The following is a 24,471-nucleotide window of genomic DNA, read 5'->3' on the forward strand; positions in this document are numbered from 1 at the left end:
GCCTGACTATGCAGAATCCCTTTCAACTCATTGGCCGGGCTGTGCTTGGGCTGTTTGCCGAGGTGGGCCGCCTTGCGGTGTTTGCCGCGCAGGTCAAAGGCGCTGCCTTCACGCCCCGCTGGTATGGCGGCCAGATCCTCAGCCAGATGGTGAAGATCGGCTTCTACTCGCTGCCCGTGGTTGGCATGTCGGCCGTGTTCATCGGCGCGGCCCTCGCGCTCAACATCTATGAAGGCGGCAGCCGCTACGGCGCCGAGCAGTTTGTGCCCAGCATCGTGGTGCTGGGTATCACCCGCGAACTTGGCGTCGTGATCACCGGCCTGATGCTGGCCGGCCGCGTGACCGCCGGTATCGCCGCCGAAATCGGCGCCATGCGGGTCACCGAACAGATCGACGCGCTGGAAACGCTCTCCGCCTCCCGCTTCCGCTACCTCTATGCCCCGCGCTTCATCGCGGCGCTGATCACCCTGCCCATGCTGGTGGCGCTGGCTGACGTGATCGGCGTCATGGGCGGCTGGCTCGTCAGCGTCTACGGCCTCGGCTTTGATTCCACCGTCTACCTGCGCAACACGATCGATTTCATCACGATGAACGACATTTTCGCCGGTCTCATCAAGGCGGTCATCTTCGGCGGCGTGATCGCGGTCATGGGTTGCTATCAGGGCGACCGCAGCCAGGCAGGCGCCACCGGCGTTGGCCGCGCGGCCACGCTCTCGATGGTCGGCGCAGCGGTGCTGATCCTTGCCTTCAACTATGTCATGTCCACCCTCTTTGTGGAGATCGGCCTGTGACAGCTTCCCTGCTCAAACTTGAAGGCGTCGAGAAATCCTTCGGTCCGAAGAAGGTCCTGCGCGGCGTCGATATCGATGTGGCGCCGGGTCAGAGCCTCGTGATCATCGGCGGCTCGGGCTCAGGCAAATCCGTGATGCTGAAAAACGCGCTTGGCCTGATGACGCCGGACGCTGGCCGCATCGTTTTCGATGGGCAGGACGTGACGAACGCCAAGGGCAAGACGCGCGAGGCCATGCGCGCGCGCATCGGCATGCTGTTCCAGGCCGGCGCGCTCTTTGACTCGCTCACCGTTTGGGAAAACGTTGCCTTCCGCCTGATCAACTCCGAAGGCATGCGCCGCAAGGACGCCAAGGAACGCGCCATCGAGACATTGAAGAAAGTGCGCCTCGGCGCCGATGTCGGCGGGCTTTATCCGGCAGAGATTTCCGGCGGCATGCAGAAGCGCGTCTCGCTCGCCCGCTCGATCATCTCCGAACCCGATCTCATCTTCTTCGACGAGCCGACCACCGGCCTTGATCCGATCACGGCAGATGCCATCAACGACCTGATCCTCGAAATGGTCCGCGGCCTCGGCGCCGCCGCCGTGACGATCACCCATGACATGGCCAGCGCCACCAAGATCGCCGACGAAATCGCCATGCTGCTCGACGGCAAGATCATCTGGCGCGGCCCGGCGAAGGATGTCTACGCAAGCGGCAATGAGTACGTGGATCAGTTCGTCAACGGACGAGCTGAGGGGCCGATCCAGCCGGCGATATGACCACTTTGCGTTAGTTAGCCAAACTCTGCATTCTCTTTGCCGCTCTAGCAATCAAATCCACGACATCGTTCGGAATTTCGTTGGGTTTGGTGCGATAAGAATAAAATTGCGTAATCGCATCATCGACCAACTCTGCAAGAGGCAGCCCCATCATATCGTCCTGCCAAAGCAGATACACGTGCTCACGCAAGTCAGTCTTTCTCAAGCCCTGATATTTTCTTTTTCTGCGACCATCCGTAATCTGACCAATCAGCGCATCGACAGCTTGTCTTATCTGCCCAAAGGATGCAGAGGCCCTTGAGAACGCTCCCGCCTCTTTGCCTGCGTGAGCCTCAACTTCTTGAATTTCTTCTTCTGAGGGCGCATCTTTTGGAGAATCGCTATGACGCGCCAACTGCTCTTGTACAGCTGTCTTCTTCTGCTGCTCCGTTTGTTCAGCCACGCGCCGAACGATTCTTCCACCGACAACAGCACCCACTATAGTTGCTATTGCGGTAATTGATGTTCCGGTAGCCTGAGAATTTAAAAGCTCCCAAAGAGTTAAATCGGTTGGAATACCCCATTCCATTTTTTCTTATCCCCAACAGTTTTTTTATTAGCTAAACACTAATGAGATTCACATCAGCTTAAAAGAGGGCACTTTCCTTTATTCGGATCGCTGAAGTTTATTCAGCAATCCCCGGTCTTATAATTCTATTGAGGGCACGCTCCACGCCCTTGCATCTGTACGCAATCACGTACATATTCCCTGCATGCCCAATATCACCGACGCTATCTCCATCTCCGAAGCCCGCGCGAACCTGAAGAAGGTGATCGACAGCGTAATCGACGATCATGCGCCAGTTGCCATCACGCGGCGGGGCGCAGGCGCCGTTGTTGTCTTGAGCCTCGAGGATTACAACGCCCTGCAGGAGACCATCCACGTCCACTCCCAGCCGGGCCTTGCCGAATACATGAAGGACATCGACGCCGGAAAGATCAAAGGCGGCGTAACCGTACCTGAAGGCGTGCTTCAGAATTTCGACTCCCTCGAAGACCTTTTCCGCTGGATCGACCGTGAACACGCTCCTGACGCCAAAAGCGCTTGAGCATCTCGCCTGGTGGATGAACCATGATCCGCGCACCGGCCGAAAGGTGCTGCGCCTGATCGAGGAATGTGCCCGCTCCCCCTTTGAAGGAACGGCCAAACCGGAACCGCTAAAAGGCGATCTTTCCGGCTGGTGGTCCCGCCGAATTACGCAGGAACACCGCCTGATCTATAAGGTAGACGGCAGTGGCGAAGATCAAAAGCTCATCATCGCCGCTTGTCTCGGCCATTACGACGACTGAACTGCTACCGCCCCAACCGCCCGCCCCATCGCCAGACACGCTGTCAGCAGGTAGCCGCCCGTCGGCGCGTCCCAGGCCACCATTTCGCCCACACAATACGTGCCCGGAATATCTTTCAGCATCAGGCGCTCGTCCAGCGCGTTCCAGGCGACGCCGCCGGCGGTGGAGATGGCGGTGTCCATCGGCGCAGTGCCCGCAAGCGTGAGCGGCAACGCCTTGATCAGGCGGGCGAGCGCGTCTGGCTCTCTCGGCGGCGCCCCGCGCGTCACCTCATTCACCAGCGCGGCCTTCACGCCGTCGAGCTTTGCCGCCTTCCTCAGGCGGTTTGACGCGGACTCCTTCGGGTTCACGCTACCCAGTCTCGCCGCAAGCGCCCCTTCCTCCGTATCCGGCAGAAGATCGACCAGCAGCGTCGCCGCGCCCCGGCCCGCCAGTTCCTGCCGGAGCGCCGCCGAGAGCGGATAGACCGCGCCGCTCTCGATGCCTGCCCGCGTGATAACGAAATCGCCGCGCTGCGTCCGTCCGCCCGCAGTGAGCGCCACGCCCTTCACAGGCGCGCCTTCCTGCGCCGCCAGCATCCGCGCCGACCAGTCCACCGTGAACCCGCAATTGGATGGCGCAAAGGGTTCGATCTCCACCCCGCGCGCGGCCAGAATGTCCGTCCACGCCCCATCCGATCCAAGGCGCGGCCAGCTCGCCCCGCCCAGCGCCAGAATGGTTGCGTCTGCCTCCACCCTCGTTTCACCCTCGGGCGTATCGAAGACCAGCGCGCCGCAATCGTCCCAGCCTCTCCAGCGATGGCGCGTGTGCAGCGTCGCGCCGCCATGCCCCAGCCGCGCCAGCCAGGCGCGCAGCAGGGGAGATGCCTTCATGCCGACGGGAAACACGCGGCCGGAAGAGCCCACATAGGTTTCGACCCCGAGCCCCTTCATCCAGACGGCGATTTCTTCCGGGCCGAACGCCTCCACCATGGCAGCAAGCCGGCCGTCCGGCGCGGTATACCGGGAACGGAACACGCCCTCATCTTCGGAATGGGTGATGTTGAGGCCGCTCTTGCCCGCCATCAGGAATTTACGCGCGGGGCTTGGCATCGCGTCATAGATGGCAACGCGCGCGCCCCGTTCCAGCGCCGCTTCCGCCGCCATCAGGCCCGCCGGCCCCGCCCCGATGATTACCACGCTCTTCACGCGGCCTGTCTACCGGCAGCGCATCAAAGGCACAAACCCATAAAGCAAAGGCGCCAAAATGTTACGTTTCGCGCAATTCCCGTGCCCGGAATTAACGTACCGGAGTGACGGATGCCCCAAGGGTAGCACCTGCGGCTTGCTTCGACATCTCCTCGACTGCCGTGATCTTCTGCAGAATTGCCGGTGAGAGATCCGACTGCATGAAGGTGCGACCGTTGGACGTGCGCATTACCCAGCCTTCCGGCGCTTGGAACAAGACATAGTTCGGATTGCAGCCCATGACCTGTTCGACGGTTTCACGCATCGCGGCCTGAAACGGTAGCGCGACAAGCGCGTCCAGCGCACGGCGGGAACATGTAGGGCAAAAAAGACAATCCTGGCCCACAAAATGAGACAGCGTGAGGCGGTATAGCCGGATGGACAACACGACGACGGGTCTTACGACCGGTACGTAGCACCACCCACTGGAACTGGCACGGGCGGTTGTCTGAAGGACACCAACCAACATCAACCGTATTCGGAACTTCAGCGAATGCACCAGCCCCGTTAGGAAACTGCTCATCGAACGAGCTTCACCGCTGTACCCCAAGCATAAACCTCAAACGCCACTGTCGGGCCGCCGCAACCCGTGTTCGCAGTGGAGTAGCGATGCTCGAAACCCACATGGATAACCGCGTCTGCACCACGCGCCTGCGCGGTTGTCCGCAGCTGCGCCGCAGCATCTTCATATGTCTGGCCTAGTCCGAGAACCGGAGCCGAACACCCTTTCGATTCCGGAGTCCTGCTTGCCACGCCGAAAACCAGACCAATCACTTCATAGCGGTCATGAATATCACCTGCAGCCATAAGCATGAAAATGCTCCCCATCATTTGCCCTTGCAACTTTAGGCGCATTTTTCTTTCGACGGCAAGGTGCCACCCCGGGAAACCGGCCGAACTGCACAGGCCGCAAGCAGTCGCCCTTGCCACTGCGCACCAAACCCGCCTAACGCTGCGGGCATGGCCAAGTCTCCCACCTCTGCTTTTGTCTGCCAATCCTGCGGGGCGGTCGCCGCCAAGTGGGCGGGGCGATGTGAAGCGTGCGGGGAATGGAACACGCTGGTGGAAGAGGCCGTCTCCGCCCCGCCCGGCGCGCTGAAGGCAGAGAAAGCCGGCACAAAGCGCGGGCCGAAAGCCGAATTCATCGCCCTCGACGCGGAAACCGAAACGCCAAACCGCATCGTCATCGGCGTGGACGAACTCGACCGCGTGTTCGGCGGGGGCATCGTGCCGGCCTCTGCCACGCTGATCGGCGGCGACCCCGGTATCGGTAAATCCACGCTCCTCCTGCAAGCGGCCGCGCGCCTTGCCCGCAATGGCGTGAAGACCGTCTATGTCTCCGGCGAGGAAGCCGCCGCCCAGATCCAGGAACGGGCAAAGCGCCTGAAGGTCGCCAATTCCCCCGTCCAGCTCGCCACCGAGACAGACCTGCGCAAGATCCTCGCCGCGCTGAAGGAAGCCTCACCCGATTTCGTGGTGATCGACTCGATCCAGACGCTCTGGTCCGACAGCCTGGAAGCGGCCCCCGGTTCGGTCGCGCAGGTCCGCGCCTGCGCGCAGGAACTGGTGCGCTGGGCGAAAAAGTCCGGCGCCGCGCTCGTGCTCGTTGGCCATGTCACCAAGGAAGGCACCATCGCCGGCCCCCGCGTGGTGGAACACCTTGTCGATGCCGTCTTCTATTTCGAGGGCGAGCGCGGCCACCAGTTCCGCATCCTGCGCGCGGTAAAAAACCGCTTCGGCCCAACGGACGAAATCGGCATCTTCGAAATGCACCAGTACGGCCTTGCCCCGGCCAAAGAACCGTCTGCCCTCTTCCTCTCGGCCGAAGATGAAGGCAGCGGCGGCACAGCGGTGTTTGCCGCCATGGAGGGGTCCCGCCCCGTGCTGGCCGAGGTTCAGGCCCTCGTCGCCAAAAGCCCGTTCGGAACGCCGCGCCGCAGCGTGATCGGCTTTGATGCCGGCCGCCTCGCCATGCTGATGGCGGTGCTGGAGACGCGCTGCGGGGTGAGTTTCGCCGGAATGGATGTCTATCTCTCTGTCGCGGGTGGCTACCGGATCAACGAACCGGCAGGCGATCTTGCCGCCGCCGCTGCCCTGCTGTCGTCGCTCGCCGGAAACCCTGTTCCGAAGCGTTCGGTCTTCTTCGGCGAAATCGCGCTTTCTGGCGCCGTCAGGCCAGCGCCGCGCATGGACCAGCGCCTCAAGGAGGCCGCCCGGCTGGGCTTCCGCACCGCTTTTGTGCCTGAGGGGGTACCTTCAGCAGAGAGCGGCTTGACGGTGACGCCGATTGCAAGGCTTATCGCGCTCGTCGATTTACTCGCGCCGGACGCGCCTGATGCTTGAAAACATTTCAGCTTTTGACGGCATCGTCGTCGGTGTGATCATCGTTTCGGCGATCATGGCCTTTGCGCGCGGTTTTCTTCGGGAACTGGCCACGCTCGGCGCCTTCATCGGCGCGCTGGCTGCAGCCTATTATGCGCGCAAATTCTTCAGCACGACAGTCGCCGGCCTTCTGCCGGAAGGCAGCCATCCGCTCGCGCCCGACATCATCCTCGTCGTCTCCGCCTTCCTGATCGTCTATGTGATCGTGGCCTGGTTTGGTCAAAGCCTGTCAAAATCCATCATGACCAATGGCGAAATCGGCCTGTTCGATCATATCGCCGGCCTCGTCTTCGGCATTTTCCGGGGCTTCATTGCGCTGGTCTTTTTTGCCGTGCTGCTCAACGTCGCCGTCGAGCATGACCGCGTGCCCCCCTTCATCTCCGAAAGCTTCAGCTATCCCTATCTTGAGCAGATTGCCGACAGGGTGACCGGAGAGGCCGAAGAAGCCAGCCGCGCAATCAGTGCCCAGCGCCAGCCATAATCGCGCTGCTTGCCAGGCGGGCCGGGCCAGCTAGTCTCTGCTCCAGCACTTTTTCGGGGGACACGATATGAAGCCGTTCTGCATGCCGGCCCTTGCCCGCCACCTGCTCCTTGCCGGCGCTGCGTCCGCCCTGCTCGCCGCCTGCGCGACCCAGCCAGCCCCGCCCCGGCCGGCAGATACCCCGGCGCAGCAGCAAAGCGTGACCGACACGCTGAAAGCCCATGCCGTCCCGGTCGCGGCGCTGAGGCCCGAGGATCCCGGGATCACCGCGCTCGCACGCGCGGTGTCAGATGCCCAACTCGTCAGCTTTGCGAGCGGCTGGTCAGCGTCGCAGGAAGACCAGGACCTCAAAGGCGCGCTCACCGAGGCTCTTGTCATGTCAGGCCGCCTGGGGCTGCTGGTGCTGGATGTGCCCTGCGACGGCGCCGAGGTGCTGAACGGCTACGCCAGCGGCAACGCCACAAACATGCTGGCTGCAGACGTGGTCAGGTCCGCGCCGATTGAGCAGAGCCAGAAAACTGCAGCTCTGGCAGACATCCTCACTGTGCTGCGCGGATGGAACGCCGTAAACCCTGACCGCCCTGCGCAGGTGTCGGGCAAGCATTGCAAGACCGCGGCCAGCGCCGATCCGGAACGGGTATCAGTCTTCTGGGGCCTCGACCAATTGCCGGCCCATACCGGAGAGAAAGATCTCGCCGCCGCCGCCCTGCAATATGGTGAGCCATCCGGAAACCATGTCTGGCTGGTGCAGACGGATGATGAAGGGCTCTCCGATATCTTTACGGCTTCGGGCTGGATTGACCTGCGCGCCCTTCCGGACACTGCAGACGTAGTGAGCTGGCGGCAGGACCGGGCAACCACAGAGCCGCTTCTCCGGCCGCAACATCCCTCGTCTGCGGACATCCTTTTCCGGCATGCCCGGCGCACCCCGTCAGACCCGCTCTGAGACACGCGCTGTGATTTGATGACAAGAATGTCACTGACGGGCTTTCGCCCGCAGAAGAACCGGCCTATATCCCGGCCTTAGGCATAGGCCCCCACCAGCAAAGCCGGAACGTCCGATGGTCTTTTTCGATCATGATGACGATAAACCCCGCGAAGAATGCGGCGTTTTCGGAGTCTTTGGCAGCCTTGAAGCAAGTCTGCTGACAGCCCTGGGGCTTCACGCCCTGCAACACCGAGGACAGGAAGCGGCCGGCATCGTCAGCTTTGACGGCAAGCGCTTTTCCTCCGAGCGCCATATGGGCCTCGTCGGTGAGAGCTTCGGCGGCGACCTTCGGCAGCGCCTTCCCGGCCATGCTGCCATCGGCCACAACCGCTACTCCACGCAGGGCCGCCCGATGGCCCGCAATATCCAACCTATCTTTGCAGACCTTGATACCGGCGGTTTCGCCGTGGCGCATAACGGCAACCTGACCAATGCCCGCATCCTGCGTCAGGAACTCGTCCGCAATGGCGCGATCTTCCAGTCCACGATGGACACCGAAGTCATCCTGCATCTTGTCGCCCGCAGCCCGAAGAAACGCTTCGTCGAGCGCCTCGTCGATGCGATGCACCAGATCGAAGGCGGCTACGCCCTTGTCGGCATCACCGGCAAGAAACTGATCGGCGCGCGCGATCCCATCGGCCTGCGCCCGCTGATCCTCGGCCGTCACGGCAAATCCTATGTGCTCGCTTCGGAAACCTGCGCACTCGACATCATTGGCGCCGAATTCGTCCGCGAGATCGAGAACGGCGAAATGGTTGTCATCAGCGAGGAAGGCATCGAATCGATCCGCGCCTTCCCGCCGCGCCCGCCCAGCCCGTGCATTTTCGAATATGTCTACTTCGCCCGCCCGGACAGCTTTATCCAGGGCCGCTCGGTCTATGAAGTGCGCCGCCGCATGGGCCAGCAGCTGGCCGCCGAAACGCCCGCCGATGCCGATGTGATCGTGCCGGTGCCCGATTCCGGCGTTCCGGCTGCCCTCGGCTTCTCGGAAGCTTCCGGCATCCCGTTCCAGATGGGCATCATCCGGAACCATTATGTCGGGCGTACTTTCATCCAGCCGACACAGACCGGCCGCCAGACCGCTATCTCGAAAAAGCACAGCCCCAACCGCGCCGTGCTTGAAGGCAAGCGCGTTATCCTCGTCGATGACTCCATCGTGCGTGGCAACACGTCGAAAAAGATCGTCCAGATGGTGCGCGAAGCCGGCGCCCGCGAGATCCACTTCCGCTCGGCCAGCCCGCCGATCGTGAACCCGGATTTCTACGGCATCGATATGGCCGCCAAATCCGAGCTCTTCGCGGCGATCCACACCCATGAGGAAATGGTCCGTGAGCTGAAGGTGGAAAGCCTTGGCTTCCTCTCGGTGCCCGGCCTCTACAAGGCGATCGGCGAGCCCGTGCGCGACAGTATGCAGCCGCAATTTGCAGACCACTGCTTCACCGGCGAATATCCAACCCCGCTGGCCGACCATCAGCGCGACCAGGCGGACAAAGAGCGTCAGCTCTCCCTGCTGGACGATGTGTAAGCCTCGCGCTAAAGCCGCGCGATGACCACCAAACCCCGTCTCGTTCTCGTCACCGGCGCCTCGCGCGGCATCGGCCGCGCCGTCAGCCTTGAGCTTGCCCGCCAGGGCAACATCGTCATCGCCATCGCCCGCTCCAAAGCGGCGCTGGAAAAGCTCGACGATGAAATCCGGAAGCTCGGTTCCGAAGCCGTTCTGGTGCCGATGGACCTGAAAGACACCAAAGGTATCGAGACGCTCGGCAAGATCATCGCCGAGAAGTTCGGCACGCTGGACGGCTTCATCGCCAATGCCGGCCTTCTGGGCACGCTCGGCCCGCTGGAAACCTGCGGCCCGCGCAGCTTTGAGGAAACCATCCAGGTGAACCTCACGGCCAATGCCCATCTCATCCGCGCGCTGGGCCCCTCTCTTCACCGCTCGGAAACGCCGCGCGCCGTCTTCATCACATCGGGCGTTGTCCCGCGTCCGCGCGCTTTCTGGGGCCCCTATCAGGCATCCAAGGCGGGCCTGGAAGCGCTCGTCAAAGCCTGGGCCGATGAGAGCGAAAAGATGCCGCTGCGGGTAAACCTGTTCGACCCCGGCGCCGTGCGCACCGGCATGCGCGCCGAAGCGATGCCGGGCGAAGACCCGATGACCCTGCCCACACCGGAAGATGTGGCGAAGGAACTCGTGAAACTGGTGGCCCCGGCAGAAACCCGCACGGGTGCCCGCATCGTCTATCGCGAAGTCGCCGCCAGCTGAGTCTATTTCGCCGGGGCGCCGGCCAGCGCTTTGGCCTCGGCCGCTTCTGCCATTGCCACGGCCGCCACCGCGCCATGCGCGGGCACAGGGCTGCGCGCAAGGCCAAGGCAGGCAGCGTAGAAGCCTTCATCCGCCGCGCCCAGGGGGTCTGGCAGGTCAGCGGCAATGTCTACGCGCACTTCATAAGGCGTCGTGTTCTTCAGGCGCCGCGTCAGGAAGTCGATGTCAATTTCACCGGACGGATAGACAACGCGCATCGTGCGCTCGCGGAATTCGGCAGCGCGGCTGGCGCGCAGTTTCGCTTTGCCGCCGCTGGCATAATCGAACACCGCTTCGGCCTCGTCGATATGGGCCGAATGCACCTTGCGGCCGGTCGCCTCGACATGGGTGAACTCCCGGCCGAGCATCATGGCGGCAAGATCAAGGTCATGGATCATGAGATCCCAGATCACCGACACATCTCCCGCACGGCCCCCCGGCGCGGGCGGGCCGGAGCGGACAGACTCGATCAGCAGCGGCGTTTCCTTGATGGCGAGCACGCCCATGGCCATCGCCACGAAGCGCTCCTGATGGCCCACCTGCAGGATGCGGCCCCGGGCGGCGGCTTCATCGGCCAGGTCACGCGCGGCCAGTCCTGTCAGCGCGAGAGGTTTCTCCACCAGCACATGACAATGGGCCTCAATGGCCTGGCGGGTGAGCGGCTCATGCCAGACGGCGGGCACGGCGATCACCACAGCGTCGCACTGGCCGAGGAATTCAGCATAATCGGAATAGCCCTTTGTGCCGAAGGTATCGGCCAGTTTCTGGGCACGGGAAAGGTCCACATCGAAGATGCCGACAAGGTCCGCACGCGCCGAAGCTGCGGCTTTCTGTGCGTGATAGTTTCCGAAGACACCGGCGCCTGCAACGCCCACCTTGAGCCTGGTCATTCCTGCCCTGATCCTTTTTTCTTGGCCGACATGACATGTGCCGGGGCGCCTCGGCAACCCTTGGCCTCAGGCCGGGGCTGCTGCGCAGGCGCGGGAATCTTCAAGCCACCCCCTTCACATACCGGGTCTGCCGGGTCATCTGGAGGGGACTATGCCGGACACATCCGGGACAAACCCGGACAATTCCGGACACAAAAATCACAAGGGAAGGAACCGCCATGTCCAAGCTCACCTCCACCGATTGGAGCCTCGCCGCCCGCCCCGTGGGCATGCCGAAGCTGTCCGACTTTACCAGCCGTCAGGTGGAGGTCGCCGACCCGCAGCCGGGTGAGATCCAGGTGGTGAATACATGGATGTCGGTCGATCCCTACATGCGCGGCCGGATGTATGAACGGGAAAGCTATGTGCCGCCCTTCCAGATCGGCGAGACGCTGCAGGGCGGCGCGGTCGGCCGGGTCACGGCGTCCGCCCATCCGGATTTCAAGACGGGCGATCTTGTCTCTTCCATGCTCGGCTGGCGCACCGCCTGGGTGGCCGCGCCCCAGGCCGCCATGGTGCAGAAGCTCCCGAACACCGGCCTGCCCGAAAGCGCCTATCTGGGCGTTGCCGGCATGCCGGGCCTGACGGCCTATGCCGGCCTCTTGCGCGTGGGTGAACTCAAGGAAGGCGACACCGTATTCGTGTCCGGCGCGGCGGGCGCTGTGGGCTCCACCGTTGTCCAGATCGCCAAGATCAAGGGCTGTACCGTCATCGGCTCTGCCGGCGGGGCGGAGAAGTGCGCCTTCGTCAAATCGCTCGGCGCCGATCATGTGATCGATTACAAACAGGCGCAAGGCTTCGAGGGGCTGACCGCCGCGCTGAAGACTGCCGCGCCTAAGGGTATCGACGTCTATTTCGACAATGTCGGCGGCGGCCATCTTACGGCAGCGATCGAGGCTGCCCGCCCCTTTGCGCGCCTCGCTCTTTGCGGAATGATCGCGCAGTATAACGAGACCGGCAAACCCGAAGGCCCGCACAACATCATTCAGGCTGTCGGCAAGCAGCTGAAGCTTCAGGGCTTTATCGTCTCGTCACATGCGGATATGACCCCCGCCTTCCACGCCGACATGGCCAAATGGATTGCCGGCGGGAAAATGAAATATGAGGAAACCGTGATGAACGGGATCGAGAAAGCGCCGGACGCTTTCCTCGGCCTCTTCACCGGCGCAAACACCGGCAAGATGCTGGTAAAACTGGGATAGACATGGCTGCTCTTTTTGACGCCTACATCATGGTTGACTGGAGCGCGGCGGCCAAGCCGTCGCTCGGCGCCAATTCGATCTGGATCGGCATTCTGGCGAAGGATGCGCGTCTCAAGCTGCAATATCGCGGCGTGAACATCGACACGCGCCTGAAGGCCCGCGCCTTTCTCGAGGACATGGTCGCCAAGCTGACCAAGCGCGGCGACAAGGTGCTGATCGGCTTCGACTTTGCCCTCGGCTTCCCGGCGGGCACGGCGGCGGCGCTGGGCCTCGACACGTCGGCCCAGCCCCCCTGGCAGGCGACCTATGCCCATCTTGCCAGCAAGTTGAAGGACAAGCCGGACAATTCCAATGCCCGCTATGCCATCGCGGCGGGCCTCAACTATGCGATCTCCAAAGGCGCCTTCCCCTTCTGGGGCGCCCCGGCACGCGATGTCGTCTCCACCCTTTCGGCCACCCGGCCCGATTATGAGGGCGGCCTGCTGCCGGAATACCGGCTCTGCGAAACCTACCTTAAAGAGAAAAAGATCGGCCAGCCAAAACCCGTCTGGCAGTTGGCCTATACCGGCTCCGTGGGCAGCCAGACGCTGACAGGCATCCCGCATGTCCATGCCCTGCGTCAGGCCTGGCCGGCATCTCGCATCTGGCCATTCGAGCTGGGTACAGAGCCCCTTACCGCAGAGGCGCTCGAGGGAATCGATGTGGTTATGGCGGAGGTCTACCCCTCCCTGGTGAAGGCCAAACCGGAAAAAGGAGAGGTTGCTGACGAGGCGCAGGTTCGCGGAATCGCCCGCCACTACGCTGATCTGGACGAAAAAGGCCTCCTCGGCGCGGCTTTTTCCACAGGCAAATCATTTTCCCCTGAACAAAACCGGCACATCACCGAAGAAGAGGGCTGGATTCTCGGCGTTTAGCCCGTGTTTATAGGGCGCTCGGCATATTCACGGGCTACGAATCGTGGGTAAGTCGGCCCAATGGCGTGCAAACGTCATTTAACCTAGAGGAGAACCCCTATGAACAAGGGTGAACTGACCAAAGCGGTGGCAGCAGCTTCCGGCCTGTCGCAGAGCGACGCTGGCAAAGCCGTCGACGCTCTTTTTGACACCGTCGCTTCGGCAGTGAAGTCACGCCAGCAGGTTGCAATTGCCGGCTTTGGCACTTTCTCGGCCAAGACCCGGAATGCGCGCGAAGGCCGCAACCCGGCAACCAAAGAAACCATCAAGATCCCCGAGAAAACCTCTCTTGCTTTCAAACCCGCTTCGGCGCTGAAAGACATCTAAGGTTCCGGCCCCCAAGGGGGCCTTTCCGGATCAGGCGGCGCGTTCCACACCGGGGCGCGCCGCTTTCCATTCCAGTAGGATCACCTGCGCCGTGCCGGCCGCGAAGACGCCGATGAACGCCCCCTCCAGCACGCCTGAAGCGCCCCGCCCCAGCGGAATGGCCAACCAGTAGCAGACCGGGATCATCACCACGAAGAATGAACCAAGATGGATGGCGCTGGGCAGCCACACCATGCCCTGCGCGCGCAAGGCAAAGGAGGCCGTGGCCTGCAGCCCGTCAAACACCGTGGCCGCCGCCGCCAGCCACAGCAGCGCGGCAATGGCCGGCGCAATCGCAATGCCGCCGATAATAGCGTCCTCGCGCACCAGCAGCCGCGAGATCGGCCCGGCCAGGCTGATCAGCAGCACACCGAGCAGCACCCCCATTACCAGCGTGGCGACCACGCCCAACCGGCCGGCATTGCGCACCTCTTCCGGATTGCCCCGGCCGATGGCCTCTGCCACACGCACCGAGGTGGCCGTGGCGATGCCGAGATAGAACATGAAGCACACGCCCATCACCTGCACCGAATAGCCATAGACGGCGTTGGCCGCGATGGAGACCCAGGTGGCGATGATGAAGGTGACGTTGAAGCCGCCCCATTCGGCGATGTTGGAAATGGCTGTGCCCGAGCCCACCGAGAGCTGGCGGCGGGCTTCGCCCTTGTCCGCCTCCGGCGAGCGGCGGAAGCCGGGGGTGAGCGCGGCCACGAAGATCAGCATGACAACGGCGATCAGCCAGCGCGTGGTGGTGGTGGCCCAGGCCACGCCTTCAGCCCCCATCTGCGGGAAGCCCCACCAGCCGGCAACCAGCGCCAGGTTGGCCACAAGGTTTATCGCCACGCCCGCATACATCACGATGGTGACGAGCAGCGGACGGCGCAGCGCCTCAAGATAATACGAACAGGCCTGCGAGATCATGTGCCCGGCAAGCCCCAAAGCGAGGATGCGGGTGACCGCCGCAGTGGAGGCGGCAACCACTTCGGGCGAGGCGGTCGCAGCCGCTTCCTCGCTGGCCGGGGCAATGGTGACGAAGACCCAATGGAAGAAGGGATCGGCAAAGGGTACCAGCGCCGCCGTCAGTACCACACCCATCAGGATGGCCCACCACAGCCCGCGCCGGAAGATGCGGCCCGACCCGGCCGCCCGGCCCGTTCCCAGCATTTCGGAGGTAAGCACCTGAACACCCAGCAGGATGCCGATGCCAAAGCCCAGCGACACCCCGATCGGCAGCCAGGCAGAGAGCACATACGCCAGCTCGCCCGGCGCATACTGGCCGAGCACGATGGCATCTGTCAGGCCCATGAGCATCATGGCCATGCGGCTGACGGCGATAGGCACCGACAGCCGGATCAGATCTGCAATATCCTTTGCCCGCGCCCAGGCGGGCAGGCGCGACGTCGCCGCCATGACTGCCCTCCCTTTGATCTTTTCCAGGCCTCTGCCTGATTTCTGAGCAGCCGGGCGTGATGCCCGAAAGACAGTCAGAGAGCAAGCCGTCCGGACAAGGATTTTTCCGGCGATGCCTGAGAGCAACAGGCAGGGCGAAGGCGCGCCCCCATCGGGGGGGCTTTCCGTCAGAACAGCGTCGAGGCGCCGTTGGCGATGTTGTGGGCGATCACTGGCAGCAGCAAGCTGCCGGTGCGCTCGCGCAGCCATAGCAGGAGGAAGGCCGGCAGGCCCGTCATCGCAAAGGTCATCAGGTCCAAATCCACCGCGCCCGCCTTGTAGCTCAGCGCATGGGTGATGCCGAAAAGAAGGCTGGTCAGCACGCCGCCATAGCCGATGGGCGCGCCGGCAATACCGATCCGCCCACGGAAGGCCTCGTTGAGAGCAAGCAGCAGCGTGCCGCGATAGAAGAGCTCTTCATCCAGCCCCGGCATGGTCCATTGGAAAGCGATCGTTTCAAGGCTGTCCGGTTTCCCGTCTGCCCCGCTGAGCGCCAGCCAGAAGAACAGGCCGGCGAGCGCGCAGAACACCCCCAGTGCCCCGCCCCAGCGCGGGCCCTGATCCAGCGTCATGCCACAACGCTTCCAGCCGAAAGCGGGCAAAGACATGACGATCAGCGTGCCGGCAATCGCCGCCAGCTTGCCGGCCCAGTTCCAGTCTGCCTGAGGGAACGGGTCCGGGATCATCCAGAAACCGCGTGTCAGCAGCGCCTGATACACCAGGTTGAGCACCAGCGCCGCCACCAGCCACCGCCACCGGAACCCGCTGTGGAAAACAGCCGCGCCCAGCAGGCCAAGCCCCGCCAGAAATCCCGTCTCGATCAATGTCCGGATAAGTTCATCCATGTATCCCGTCTCCTCTGCCGATGCTCAGATGCAGCGGCAGAGGAGTTTGGATGCATTTCAGGCCGGACTTATCCCGCCTTGCGCGCGCCGGCGGCGTCGGCTTCGGCGGCCTGCAGCTTCTCGGCGATGAGGAAGGCCAGTTCCAGCGCCTGCTCGCCATTGAGGCGGGGGTCGCAATGGGTGTGGTAGCGGCTGGAGAGGTCTTCTTCCGAAATCGCCTGCGCGCCGCCGATACATTCGGTCACGTTCTGGCCGGTCATCTCGAAATGCACCCCGCCCGGATAGCAGCCCTCGGCCGACAGCACATCGATGAACTGGCGCACTTCGGACAGGACGCGGTCAACAGGCCGCGTCTTGAAGCCGGTGCCGGTTTTCAGCGTGTTGCCGTGCATCGGATCACACGACCAGACGACCGTGCGGCCGGATTTCTTCACCGCGCGGGCGAGCGGCGGCAGGCCAGCCTTCACGCCTTCCGAGCCGAAGCGCGAGATCAGCGTGATGCGGCCAGGCTCGTCCTTCGGGTTCAGCGTGTCGATCAGGCGGAGCAACTCGTCGGTCTCCATGCCGGGGCCACACTTGATGCCGATGGGGTTCTTGATGCCCTTGCAGAAATTGACATGGGCATGATCCACCTGCCGCGTGCGGTGGCCGATCCACAGCATGTGGGCGGAAGTGTCATACCAGTCGCCGCTGGTGGAATCGATGCGCGTCATCGCTTCCTCATAGCCCAGCAGCAGCGCCTCATGGCTGGTGTAGAACTCCACCTGCGACATCTGCGGAACGCTTTCGGCATTGAGGCCGACCGCTTCCATGAAGCGCAGGGAGGCAGAGATCTGATCGGCCAGCTTCTGATAGCGTTCGCCCTGCGAGGAGCGGTCGACGAAGCCGAGCATCCAGCGCTGCACGTTGGCAAGGCTGGCATAGCCGCCCTGGCTGAAGGCGCGCAGCAGGTTCAGCGTAGCGGCCGATTGCGAATAGGCCTGGATCAGGCGCTCTGGGTCCGGAATACGGGACTCAGGGGTGAATTCCATGCCGTTGATATTGTCGCCCCGGTAAGAAGGCAGCGTCACGCCATTGATCGTCTCTGTCGGCTCCGAACGCGGCTTGCCGAACTGGCCGGCAATACGGCCCACCTTCACGACGGGCTTGGCCGCGGCAAAGGTCAGCACCACCGCCATCTGCAGGATCACGCGGAACGTGTCGCGGATGTTGTCCGGGTGGAATTCCTTGAAGCTCTCCGCGCAGTCCCCGCCCTGCAGCAGGAACGCCTTGCCGGCGGCCACATCGGCCAGCCGCGCTTTCAGGCGCCGGGCCTCGCCGGCAAATACCAGCGGCGGAAAGCTCCGGAGGCGGCCTTCAACAGCTGCCAGGGCGGCCGCGTCAGGATAATCCTGCGGGATGTGCTTGGCAGGCAGGTTGCGCCAGTCGGAAGGATGCCAGGTCATTGCTCGGGTCTCACTCAGTTTTCGCCGCGATAAACCATATGAGCGCCCATTGCTCAAGTTTCACCATAATTTCACTGCAAGAAGATGGCGGAATCGCGGGCGGGCCCGTTAAAAGGCCGGTTCAGACAGAAGATTCATGCGCCGCGGGGCCACATGTCGCACGTATATATCAGCCATTCGGGCAAAGACCCGGACGCCCTGCTCGCATTGCATGAGGCGCTGCGGGCCGCTTCGGTGACGGTATTCTACCCCGGCGAGGACACGTCCCGCGCAGAAGCCGACGCCGCTATCGACCGGGCCTTTGCCATCATCGTGCTGGTGTCCGCCGAGGGCGTGCGCTCCCGCCGTGTGCGCCAGGATGTGGAGGCCGCCAAGGCGATGGGCCTGAAGCTCATTCCCTACCAGGTCGACAAGGCGCGCCTCAACGGCTTCTTCAAGCAGGAAGTCCAGCCCCATCTGCGCCTCTCCTCCGCCATGCCGGACGGGCTCGGCCAGCTCGTGGCCGAAGCCCAGGATGCCTACCGGAAGAAATGCCCGGTCATCGCGGTGATGAACCTCAAAGGCGGGGTTGGCAAAACCACCGTCACCGCGCAGGTCTTCGGCGCCTGGCAGGAAGCCTTTGGGGGCCGCGTGCTGCTGATTGACCTCGATCCGCAATACAATCTCACCCAGACCTTCTACCCGATGGATCTCGCCGACGGTTCCTCCGCGCAGGACCGGTCGGTGATCTCCCTGTTCGAGCGCTCGCGCCTGCATGCGCGTGACGCGGCCTCGCCTGCCGAAAACTGGCTCGGCCTCACAATCCAGCCCTTCACGCCCGCCCCGCGCGATCAGTTCGTACACCCCGTTCTGGGCGTGGACGGCCCGCCGGGACGCCTCGACATCATCTCCGGCCAGTTCGAGATTTCCAAATACGCTTTCTCGGGCGACCCGGACGCTCTGGCCGCCGTGAAGCAGCATTTCCTGCGCAGCGTGGAGCATTACCGCAGCGAATATGACCTCATCGTCTTCGATACCAACCCCAACGCCACCTTCCTGACGCGCTGCGCGCTGGAGGCGGCAGACCGGGTGATCGCGCCGATGCATGCCGACATCTATTCCCTGCGCGGCGTGCGCCTGCTCGCGCAGGTGATCCGCAATCAGATCGAAGAAGCAAGACGCCCTGCGCTGTCGATCCTCTTCAACGCCGTGAACCGGAACGAACAATCCACCTTCGAAGCTGATGCGCGCAATGGGGTGTTTGACGAGATTGCGGGTTTCCCGCTGTCAGAAGCGCTGCTGACCGCTGCCCTGCCCCGCTCGGCGCATTTTGCCGTCAAGGCCCCGCAGGAAGGCCAGCCCGCCTGGCGCCAGTTGGTCACCCATGCCGGGCGCGGCGGGGGCCTCAAGCCCGTCCGCGAAAGCCTGAAACAGGTGGCGCTGGAAATCCGTGATCTGAATGAGGGAAAGAAAGGGCACTGATACCTCTCCTTGCCGCTAGCCGGTCGTCTGAAACGCTTCCCGGAAAAACTCGGCGGGCCAATAGCCATGCTCAACAATCGCAGCCAGCTCGTTGATCGACATGTCGGGTATTTCCCCGAACTCATAAGCCCAAACCTTTCGAGGCGGCAGGAATTTCAACATCGTCCGTGGAAAGAATTTATAGCTCGCAAGGATGCCTTCGGGAACCTTGACGCCCAGTTCGCCCTCAAACTCACCCAGCATTCTGAGAAAGGCCGACCGGGACAACCCAAGTTCCGCCATCAGCTTTTTGTCCCGATCCTTCACCAATTCGTCTCGACGGAAGAATTGGTGAAGCGGCAATGCCTCTTTGACGACGGAGATGAGATCGAATGTCTTGTCTTCCATTTTTGACCACTACCACGTCTAGCCGAAGAATAATTAAACCCCTTCCGGCACCCATTTCGTCCGCATCGTGACAAGTTCTTCCGCCGCGGATGGGTGAAGGGCGCAGGTCTGGTCGAAATCCTGCTTGGTGGCGCCCATCTTCACGGCAATCGCGGCGGTCTGGATCATCTCGGCAGCGTCATCGCCCACCACATGCACGCCCAGAACGCGCTGGTCTGAGGCGCGCACGACCAGCTTCATGAAGGTGCGCGTCTGGTCACCATTCAGCATATTCTTCATCGGGCGGAACTTCGTCTTGTAGATGTCGATCTCGCCATAGGTCTTGCGGGCTTCGGCCTCGGAGATACCCACCGTGCCCACTTCCGGCTGGGTAAACACCGCCGTCGGAATATTGGCATGATCCATCTTCCAGGGGCTGCCGCCAAACTCTGTATCGGCAAAGGCGTGGCCTTCGCGGATCGCCACAGGCGTCAGCGCCACACGGCCCGTCACATCGCCGACGGCCCAGATATTCTCTACATTCGTGCGCGACCATTCATCGACGATCACATCGCCATTCTCGGCCAGCTTCACGCCCGCCTTGTCACAGCCGAGATCATCCGTATTCGCCCGCCGGCCCACAGCCATCAGCACAACATCGGTCTCAATCTCTGTGCCGCTGCTGAGCGTCACGGTCAGGCCGGCATCAGTCTTCGCGATGGATTTGAACACGCATTTCGTCACCACGCGCACGCCGGCCTCTTTGAGGCCTTCATGCACAGCGAGGCGGATCTCGTCGTCAAAGCCGCGCAGCACGGTGTCTCCGCGATAAACAAGGCAAACCTCTGTGCCGAGCCCGGAAAACACATGCGCAAACTCCACCGCAATATAGCCGCCACCCGCAATCACCATGCGTTTGGGCAGCTCTGTCATCTCGAACACGCCATTGGAATCGATCACATGCTCAACACCGGGAAGTTCCTCCGCAGACGGAAGCCAGGGACGCCCGCCCACGGCGATCAGGATCTTCTTCGCGGTGATCGTCTTGCCGGATTTTTTGAGGCGCAGCGTATGTTTGTCCACAAACTCAGCCCGGTCATCGAACACGTCCACGCCGGCATTCTTCAGGTTACGGTCATAGATCGCTGACAGGCGGTCCACTTCGGCATGCAGACCCACCATGAACTTCTCATGATCGTAGGACACCTCGCCCACAGACCATCCGTACCCGGCAGAAAATTCGATGTCCTTTCCATACTTGCTGGAATACACCATGAACTTCTTCGGCACGCAGCCGCGCACAACGCAGGTGCCGCCCATCCGGTATTCCTCGGCCAGGCCCACCTTCGCGCCCGCCTGCGCCGCGATCCTTCCGGCGCGCACCCCGCCCGATCCGCCGCCAATCACGAACAGGTCATAGTCATAGGCGGCGTCGGTCATGGGATATTCCTTGGATTTCTAATGAGTTACCGGCAGCAGATGTGAGGCGCCCGCCTCAGTATTCAATGATATGGGCGCCATTTTCCTCACCGATGATCACGGTACGCGCGAGGCCGATGAAAAGCCCATGCTCCACCACGCCTGGCACGCCTGAGAGGAAAGCGGCGGTCTTTGCCGGGTCGGGAATGCGCCCGCAATGGCAGTCGAGGATATGATTGCCGCCATCGGTCACTAGCAAGGCAGCGCTTCCAGGCGTCTTGCGCAGTTCGATGCGCGGACGCTCCACGCCAGACGCCACCAGCGCGTCATGCACCTTTTTCGCGGTGATCGTGTAGCCGAACGGCGTGACTTCCACCGGCAGCGGAAACGCCCCGATATGCGGCACTTCTTTGGAGCTATCTGCGATCACAACCATATGATCGGAAGCATTGGCGATGATCTTCTCGCGCAGCAGCGCCGCCCCGCCGCCCTTGATCAGCACGCCGCCGGGGCCAATCTCGTCGGCGCCATCGACGGTGAGGTGAATGCGGTCCACCTGCTCGAACGGGATCAGCGGAATGCCGAGGCTCCGGGCGAGGTCCCGCGTCTGCACACTGGTTTCGATACAGCGCACCAAAAGGCCATCGGCAATCTCGTCGGCCAGCATCTCGATGAAGAACTTCGCCGTCGATCCGGTGCCGAGGCCAATCGTCATGCCCTCTTCGACGAAATCCAACGCGGCGGCGGCGGCGTTCTGCTTTTCGGTATCGCTGGCCATGAGAGGCTATCCGTTCTGCTTGTCCTTGCCTTTGGTGCGGGCGGCCTTTTCGGCGGCCTTCTTTGCCCGGTAATTCTTCGCCCAGCCTTCGCGGGTCACCTGCTGGCCCCGGCCCACGGCCAGCGCGTCGTCGGGCACATCCTTGGTGATCACGCTGCCGGAGCCGACATAGGCGCCATTCCCGATGCGCACCGGCGCAACGAGGGCGGAGTTGGAGCCGACAAACGCCCCCTCGCCCACATCGGTCTGATGTTTGAGATAGCCATCATAATTGCAGAAAATCGTGCCCGCGCCGATATTGGCACCCGCCCCGATGGCGCCGTCGCCCAGATAGGCGAGGTGATTTGCCTTGGCGCCCTCGCCCATGGCAGTGTTCTTGGTCTCGACGAAATTGCCGATATGGACATTGTCCGCCAGCACCGTGCCCGGCCGCAGACGGGCATAGGGGCCAACGCTGCAACCTTCGCCAACAACCGCGCCTTCCAGATGGCTGAACGCACGGATCTGCGCCCCGCCCGCCACCTTCACGCCGGGGCCGAACACCACATTCGGCTCAATCACCGCATCGGGGCCAATCTCGGTATCATGAGAGAAGAATACGGTGTCCGGGGCTACCAGGGTGACGCCCGCCTCCATCAGCGCGCGGCGGCGGCGGCTCTGGAAGATCGCTTCGGCCTCGGCGAGGTCGGCCTTGGAATCGCAGCCGATCAGATCATCCTCACCGGAAACAGCCACGGCGCAGCCGATGCCTTCGGCGCGCGCAAGGCCCACAAGGTCGGTCAGGTAATACTCGCCCTTGGCATTATTGTTGGTCACCTTTGCCAGCAGGCGGAACATGTCGCCCGCGCGGCCTGCCATGACACCTGAGTTGCAGAGGCGCACCCTGAGCTGGTGCGGCGTGGCTTCACGCGCTTCGACAATGGCCTCCAGGCTGCCATCTTCGGCAGTGATCAGGCGGCCATAAAGGCCGGGATCTTCCGCCTCAAAGCCGAGTACGCCGAGACCGGTCTTGCCGGAAAGTGTGCCGAAAAGCGCTTCGATGGTCGCCGCTGGCACCAGCGGGCTGTCGCCATAGAGCACGGCCAGATCGCCCTCAAACCCGGCCAGCGCGCCCTCAGCGCAGCGCACCGCATGGCCTGTGCCCTGCGGCGGGTCCTGATAGGCAATGGCAATGTCGGGATGGTGTTTTCCCAGATGCGCGATCAGCACATCCTGAGACGGATGCACCACTGCGACGATCTTCTCCGCGCCAACTTTCCGCGCCAGCGCGATCGACCAGTCGACCATCGGCCGCCCGGCGACGGCATGCATCACCTTGGGCAGGGGCGACTTCATCCGGGTTCCCTTGCCGGCAGCAAGGATGACGGCGGCGCGCTGTTTGGGCGTGTCAGTCAAGTGCGGGCTCCCTCTCGCTTTCCTCTGCCCCATCGCCTAGACGAAACCCCGCATCTTGGCGAGGGCGAAGGAGGGTCTGGCATGGCGGAAATGGGCAGCTTCGAGGGCTGGACTGTCGCTTTCGATCTCGACGGCACGCTGGTGGATACCGCGCCAGACCTGCTGGGCGCGCTCAATCATGTGCTTATCGATGCCGGCCTTGCCCCGGTGGACCTGCCGACGATTGCCACGCTGATCGGCAATGGCGCCCGCGCGATGATGGAGCGTGGATTTGGCGTGCACGGGGTCACCCTGCCCGCACCGGACATGGACGCCGCCTTTGATCGCTTCATCAGTTATTATGTGGAAAACATCGCGGTCGGCTCGCGCCCGTTTGAGGGCTGCATCAACGCGCTGGATGCTCTGCTGGATGCGGGCGCCACACTCTGCGTCTGCACCAACAAGCGCCAGGATCTCAGTGAGCGGCTGATCAGCGAGCTTGGCCTGACCACCCGCTTCGCCGCCATTCTCGGCGCCGACCGGGCGACCAATCGCAAGCCGCATCAGGATCATGTGTTTGAAGCCGTCCGCGCGGCGGGCGGCACACCGGCCCGCGCCTTGTTCGTGGGCGACAGCCGGACAGATGAAAGGGCAGCCCGGAATGCCGGGCTGCCCTTCCTGTTTGTGACCTTTGGCTACGAAGCTGAAACAGTCGAAAATCTCGCGCCCGATGCAGTCATCGGCCACTATTCCGAATTGGTGCCAGCCTTGTCAGTCCTGAGGGATCAAGCCGTCGCTTCGTTGCGCGGACGGTAAGTCGGGCGCGACGACCCAACCTCACCGGCAGCGCGGCGGCGCGGCATGCCATTGACCATATTGGAACGCACGTCGCAGCGGGCGCTCCGCATCGCGGGGACAAAACCTGCGTCCACGAGGTCGACATCGACTTCGTAACCACGTTCTGCCCAATACGAATTGATTTTTTCACGGAGGCGCTTTGCGCCTTCTTCGTCACACCAGTCTTTCACTCTGCTCTCTCCAGGCGATCTTATCGTTCTTGAAGTTGAGACAGCCCTATGGGGGGCCATCTGTGCCTGTCCTTCTTAAGGTTCATCACGCGGACCTTGCCGGCCCATCTGTGTATGTCCGGTAGATGACAATGTTTGCCGGGTTTCTCAAGAGTAATTCTATATAACTTTTTCTTAAACTAAGAATATGAACAAATGTTCAGCATGAACGGCCATTCATCTTGCGTTCATCTTGTGATCTTGATTGGAGTGTTGCCCGTTTAATTGCAACCGTTTGCAGTTGCGCTGCACAATTTCGGCGCCTACTGCGATCTACCCTTATAAGAAGTATAACTTACTTGCCCGCTCGCGCATCATGCAATTTCGCATGGCTCTCCCGACGACCCATGCGTCCACTTTTCCGTACTTAACCACGAAAAGCCGTCTTCGCCTATCTCGCAGCTGCCTTGCGATATGTGCTTGACCTCATCCTGAAGCAAGATTACCCACCCCGCTCGCGGTCGGGCGATTAGCTCAGCGGTAGAGCACTGCCTTCACACGGCAGGGGTCACAAGTTCGAACCTTGTATCGCCCACCATTCTCCTTTCCGTCCGCGT

The 24,471-nt window shown here is 62.5% G+C and carries 27 protein-coding genes and 1 tRNA gene; 15 read left to right on the forward strand and 13 right to left on the reverse strand.

Annotated elements, in window-relative coordinates; translation table 11 throughout:
• Nucleotides 1-8: 8 nt before the first annotated feature.
• Both ACQKI2_RS09990 and ACQKI2_RS09995 read left to right on the forward strand, forming a co-directional pair.
• Nucleotides 9-791, forward strand: coding sequence for an MlaE family ABC transporter permease (locus ACQKI2_RS09990; RefSeq protein WP_427379558.1), 783 nt, complete (start codon nt 9-11; stop codon nt 789-791).
• On the forward strand, nt 788-1,552 hold the full coding sequence (locus ACQKI2_RS09995) for an ABC transporter ATP-binding protein (protein ID WP_427379559.1): 765 nt from the start codon (nt 788-790) through the stop codon (nt 1,550-1,552). Before ACQKI2_RS09990 ends, ACQKI2_RS09995 begins: the two co-directional genes overlap by 4 nt.
• Before the next feature lie 10 nt (nt 1,553-1,562).
• On the opposite strand, the gene ACQKI2_RS10000 is transcribed toward ACQKI2_RS09995, so the two are convergent.
• On the reverse strand, nt 1,563-2,120 hold the full coding sequence (locus ACQKI2_RS10000) for a hypothetical protein (protein ID WP_162786381.1): 558 nt from the start codon (nt 2,118-2,120) through the stop codon (nt 1,563-1,565).
• Nucleotides 2,121-2,304: 184 nt separating this feature from the next.
• On the opposite strand from ACQKI2_RS10000, the gene ACQKI2_RS10005 reads away from it, so the two are divergent.
• Nucleotides 2,305-2,640 (forward strand): type II toxin-antitoxin system Phd/YefM family antitoxin, encoded by a 336-nt coding sequence (locus tag ACQKI2_RS10005; protein ID WP_427379560.1) that lies wholly within the window; start codon nt 2,305-2,307, stop codon nt 2,638-2,640.
• Nucleotides 2,609-2,881 carry a Txe/YoeB family addiction module toxin gene (locus tag ACQKI2_RS10010; protein WP_114104927.1) on the forward strand — a complete coding sequence of 91 codons (273 nt, stop codon included), beginning with the start codon at nt 2,609-2,611 and terminating at the stop codon, nt 2,879-2,881. The genes ACQKI2_RS10005 and ACQKI2_RS10010 overlap by 32 nt, the downstream gene beginning before the upstream one ends.
• Here ACQKI2_RS10010 and ACQKI2_RS10015 read toward each other — a convergent pair.
• From ACQKI2_RS10015 to ACQKI2_RS10025, 3 genes are all read right to left on the reverse strand, one after another.
• Nucleotides 2,869-4,068 carry a TIGR03862 family flavoprotein gene (locus ACQKI2_RS10015; RefSeq protein ID WP_427379561.1) on the reverse strand — a complete coding sequence of 400 codons (1,200 nt, stop codon included), beginning with the start codon at nt 4,066-4,068 and terminating at the stop codon, nt 2,869-2,871. The genes ACQKI2_RS10010 and ACQKI2_RS10015 overlap by 13 nt on opposite strands.
• Nucleotides 4,069-4,159: 91 nt before the next feature.
• The gene (gene yidD, locus ACQKI2_RS10020) at nt 4,160-4,630 is read right to left on the reverse strand and encodes a membrane protein insertion efficiency factor YidD (protein ID WP_427379562.1); all 471 of its coding nucleotides are present in this window, start codon (nt 4,628-4,630) and stop codon (nt 4,160-4,162) included.
• The gene (locus ACQKI2_RS10025) at nt 4,627-4,920 is read right to left on the reverse strand and encodes a heavy metal-binding domain-containing protein (protein WP_427379563.1); all 294 of its coding nucleotides are present in this window, start codon (nt 4,918-4,920) and stop codon (nt 4,627-4,629) included. The genes yidD and ACQKI2_RS10025 overlap by 4 nt, the downstream gene beginning before the upstream one ends.
• Before the next feature lie 147 nt (nt 4,921-5,067).
• Between ACQKI2_RS10025 and radA the strand changes: the two genes are divergently transcribed.
• From radA to ACQKI2_RS10050, 5 genes are all read left to right on the forward strand, one after another.
• Complete coding sequence (gene radA, locus ACQKI2_RS10030) at nt 5,068-6,450, forward strand: DNA repair protein RadA (RefSeq protein WP_427379564.1); 1,383 nt, start codon at nt 5,068-5,070, stop codon at nt 6,448-6,450.
• Nucleotides 6,443-6,970 (forward strand): CvpA family protein, encoded by a 528-nt coding sequence (locus tag ACQKI2_RS10035; protein WP_427379565.1) that lies wholly within the window; start codon nt 6,443-6,445, stop codon nt 6,968-6,970. The genes radA and ACQKI2_RS10035 overlap by 8 nt, the downstream gene beginning before the upstream one ends.
• A gap of 67 nt (nt 6,971-7,037) precedes the next feature.
• A complete protein-coding gene (locus tag ACQKI2_RS10040) occupies nt 7,038-7,916 on the forward strand; it encodes a hypothetical protein (protein ID WP_427379566.1) in 879 nt (292 codons plus the stop codon).
• Nucleotides 7,917-8,031: 115 nt separating this feature from the next.
• Entirely contained in the window at nt 8,032-9,483 is a 1,452-nt protein-coding gene (purF, locus tag ACQKI2_RS10045; RefSeq protein ID WP_427379567.1) for an amidophosphoribosyltransferase, read from the forward strand.
• 21 nt (nt 9,484-9,504) lie between these two features.
• Nucleotides 9,505-10,221 carry an SDR family NAD(P)-dependent oxidoreductase gene (locus ACQKI2_RS10050; protein ID WP_427379568.1) on the forward strand — a complete coding sequence of 239 codons (717 nt, stop codon included), beginning with the start codon at nt 9,505-9,507 and terminating at the stop codon, nt 10,219-10,221.
• Nucleotides 10,222-10,223: 2 nt separating this feature from the next.
• Here the strand turns inward: ACQKI2_RS10050 and ACQKI2_RS10055 are convergent, their stop codons facing one another.
• Complete coding sequence (locus tag ACQKI2_RS10055) at nt 10,224-11,150, reverse strand: Gfo/Idh/MocA family protein (protein ID WP_427379569.1); 927 nt, start codon at nt 11,148-11,150, stop codon at nt 10,224-10,226.
• Nucleotides 11,151-11,368: 218 nt separating this feature from the next.
• Between ACQKI2_RS10055 and ACQKI2_RS10060 the strand changes: the two genes are divergently transcribed.
• From ACQKI2_RS10060 to ACQKI2_RS10070, 3 genes are all read left to right on the forward strand, one after another.
• Nucleotides 11,369-12,391, forward strand: a complete 1,023-nt coding sequence (locus tag ACQKI2_RS10060; protein WP_427379570.1) for an NADP-dependent oxidoreductase — start codon at nt 11,369-11,371, stop codon at nt 12,389-12,391.
• Between the two features lie 2 nt (nt 12,392-12,393).
• Complete coding sequence (locus tag ACQKI2_RS10065; RefSeq protein WP_427379571.1) at nt 12,394-13,305, forward strand: hypothetical protein; 912 nt, start codon at nt 12,394-12,396, stop codon at nt 13,303-13,305.
• 99 nt (nt 13,306-13,404) lie between these two features.
• Nucleotides 13,405-13,671: an HU family DNA-binding protein gene (locus ACQKI2_RS10070; protein ID WP_035593325.1), complete on the forward strand. Its 267-nt coding sequence runs from the start codon at nt 13,405-13,407 to the stop codon at nt 13,669-13,671.
• A gap of 30 nt (nt 13,672-13,701) precedes the next feature.
• Here the strand turns inward: ACQKI2_RS10070 and ACQKI2_RS10075 are convergent, their stop codons facing one another.
• The 3 genes from ACQKI2_RS10075 to ACQKI2_RS10085 all read right to left on the reverse strand — a co-directional run bounded on the left by ACQKI2_RS10075 (nt 13,702) and on the right by ACQKI2_RS10085 (nt 17,449).
• Nucleotides 13,702-15,120, reverse strand: a complete 1,419-nt coding sequence (locus tag ACQKI2_RS10075; RefSeq protein WP_427379572.1) for an MATE family efflux transporter — start codon at nt 15,118-15,120, stop codon at nt 13,702-13,704.
• Between the two features lie 167 nt (nt 15,121-15,287).
• Nucleotides 15,288-16,004 (reverse strand): CPBP family intramembrane glutamic endopeptidase, BDIM_20840 family, encoded by a 717-nt coding sequence (locus ACQKI2_RS10080; protein WP_427379573.1) that lies wholly within the window; start codon nt 16,002-16,004, stop codon nt 15,288-15,290.
• 68 nt (nt 16,005-16,072) lie between these two features.
• Nucleotides 16,073-17,449, reverse strand: a complete 1,377-nt coding sequence (locus ACQKI2_RS10085; RefSeq protein ID WP_427379574.1) for a class II 3-deoxy-7-phosphoheptulonate synthase — start codon at nt 17,447-17,449, stop codon at nt 16,073-16,075.
• A gap of 153 nt (nt 17,450-17,602) precedes the next feature.
• Between ACQKI2_RS10085 and ACQKI2_RS10090 the strand changes: the two genes are divergently transcribed.
• Nucleotides 17,603-18,910, forward strand: coding sequence for an AAA family ATPase (locus ACQKI2_RS10090; RefSeq protein ID WP_427379575.1), 1,308 nt, complete (start codon nt 17,603-17,605; stop codon nt 18,908-18,910).
• 15 nt (nt 18,911-18,925) lie between these two features.
• Here ACQKI2_RS10090 and ACQKI2_RS10095 read toward each other — a convergent pair whose 3' ends face one another.
• From ACQKI2_RS10095 to glmU, 4 genes are read right to left on the reverse strand one after another with little or no spacing between them, the layout of a single operon-like run.
• Complete coding sequence (locus tag ACQKI2_RS10095; RefSeq protein WP_427379576.1) at nt 18,926-19,297, reverse strand: hypothetical protein; 372 nt, start codon at nt 19,295-19,297, stop codon at nt 18,926-18,928.
• A gap of 33 nt (nt 19,298-19,330) precedes the next feature.
• Nucleotides 19,331-20,716 (reverse strand): glutathione-disulfide reductase, encoded by a 1,386-nt coding sequence (gor, locus tag ACQKI2_RS10100; RefSeq protein ID WP_427379577.1) that lies wholly within the window; start codon nt 20,714-20,716, stop codon nt 19,331-19,333.
• 55 nt (nt 20,717-20,771) lie between these two features.
• A complete protein-coding gene (gene rpiA / locus ACQKI2_RS10105) occupies nt 20,772-21,473 on the reverse strand; it encodes a ribose-5-phosphate isomerase RpiA (RefSeq protein ID WP_427379578.1) in 702 nt (233 codons plus the stop codon).
• Nucleotides 21,474-21,479: 6 nt separating this feature from the next.
• Nucleotides 21,480-22,868 (reverse strand): bifunctional UDP-N-acetylglucosamine diphosphorylase/glucosamine-1-phosphate N-acetyltransferase GlmU, encoded by a 1,389-nt coding sequence (gene glmU / locus ACQKI2_RS10110; RefSeq protein ID WP_427379579.1) that lies wholly within the window; start codon nt 22,866-22,868, stop codon nt 21,480-21,482.
• An 81-nt stretch (nt 22,869-22,949) separates the two neighbouring features.
• Between glmU and ACQKI2_RS10115 the strand changes: the two genes are divergently transcribed.
• Complete coding sequence (locus tag ACQKI2_RS10115; RefSeq protein ID WP_427379580.1) at nt 22,950-23,663, forward strand: HAD family hydrolase; 714 nt, start codon at nt 22,950-22,952, stop codon at nt 23,661-23,663.
• Here the strand turns inward: ACQKI2_RS10115 and ACQKI2_RS10120 are convergent.
• On the reverse strand, nt 23,633-23,875 hold the full coding sequence (locus ACQKI2_RS10120; protein WP_035593304.1) for a hypothetical protein: 243 nt from the start codon (nt 23,873-23,875) through the stop codon (nt 23,633-23,635). The genes ACQKI2_RS10115 and ACQKI2_RS10120 overlap by 31 nt on opposite strands.
• 502 nt (nt 23,876-24,377) lie before the next feature.
• Between ACQKI2_RS10120 and ACQKI2_RS10125 the strand changes: the two genes are divergently transcribed.
• Nucleotides 24,378-24,452 (forward strand) — tRNA-Val (locus ACQKI2_RS10125).
• Nucleotides 24,453-24,471: the final 19 nt, after the last annotated feature.

The sequence above is a fragment of the Hyphomonas sp. NPDC076881 genome, from assembly GCF_050269995.1.
GTDB lineage: Bacteria > Pseudomonadota > Alphaproteobacteria > Caulobacterales > Hyphomonadaceae > Hyphomonas.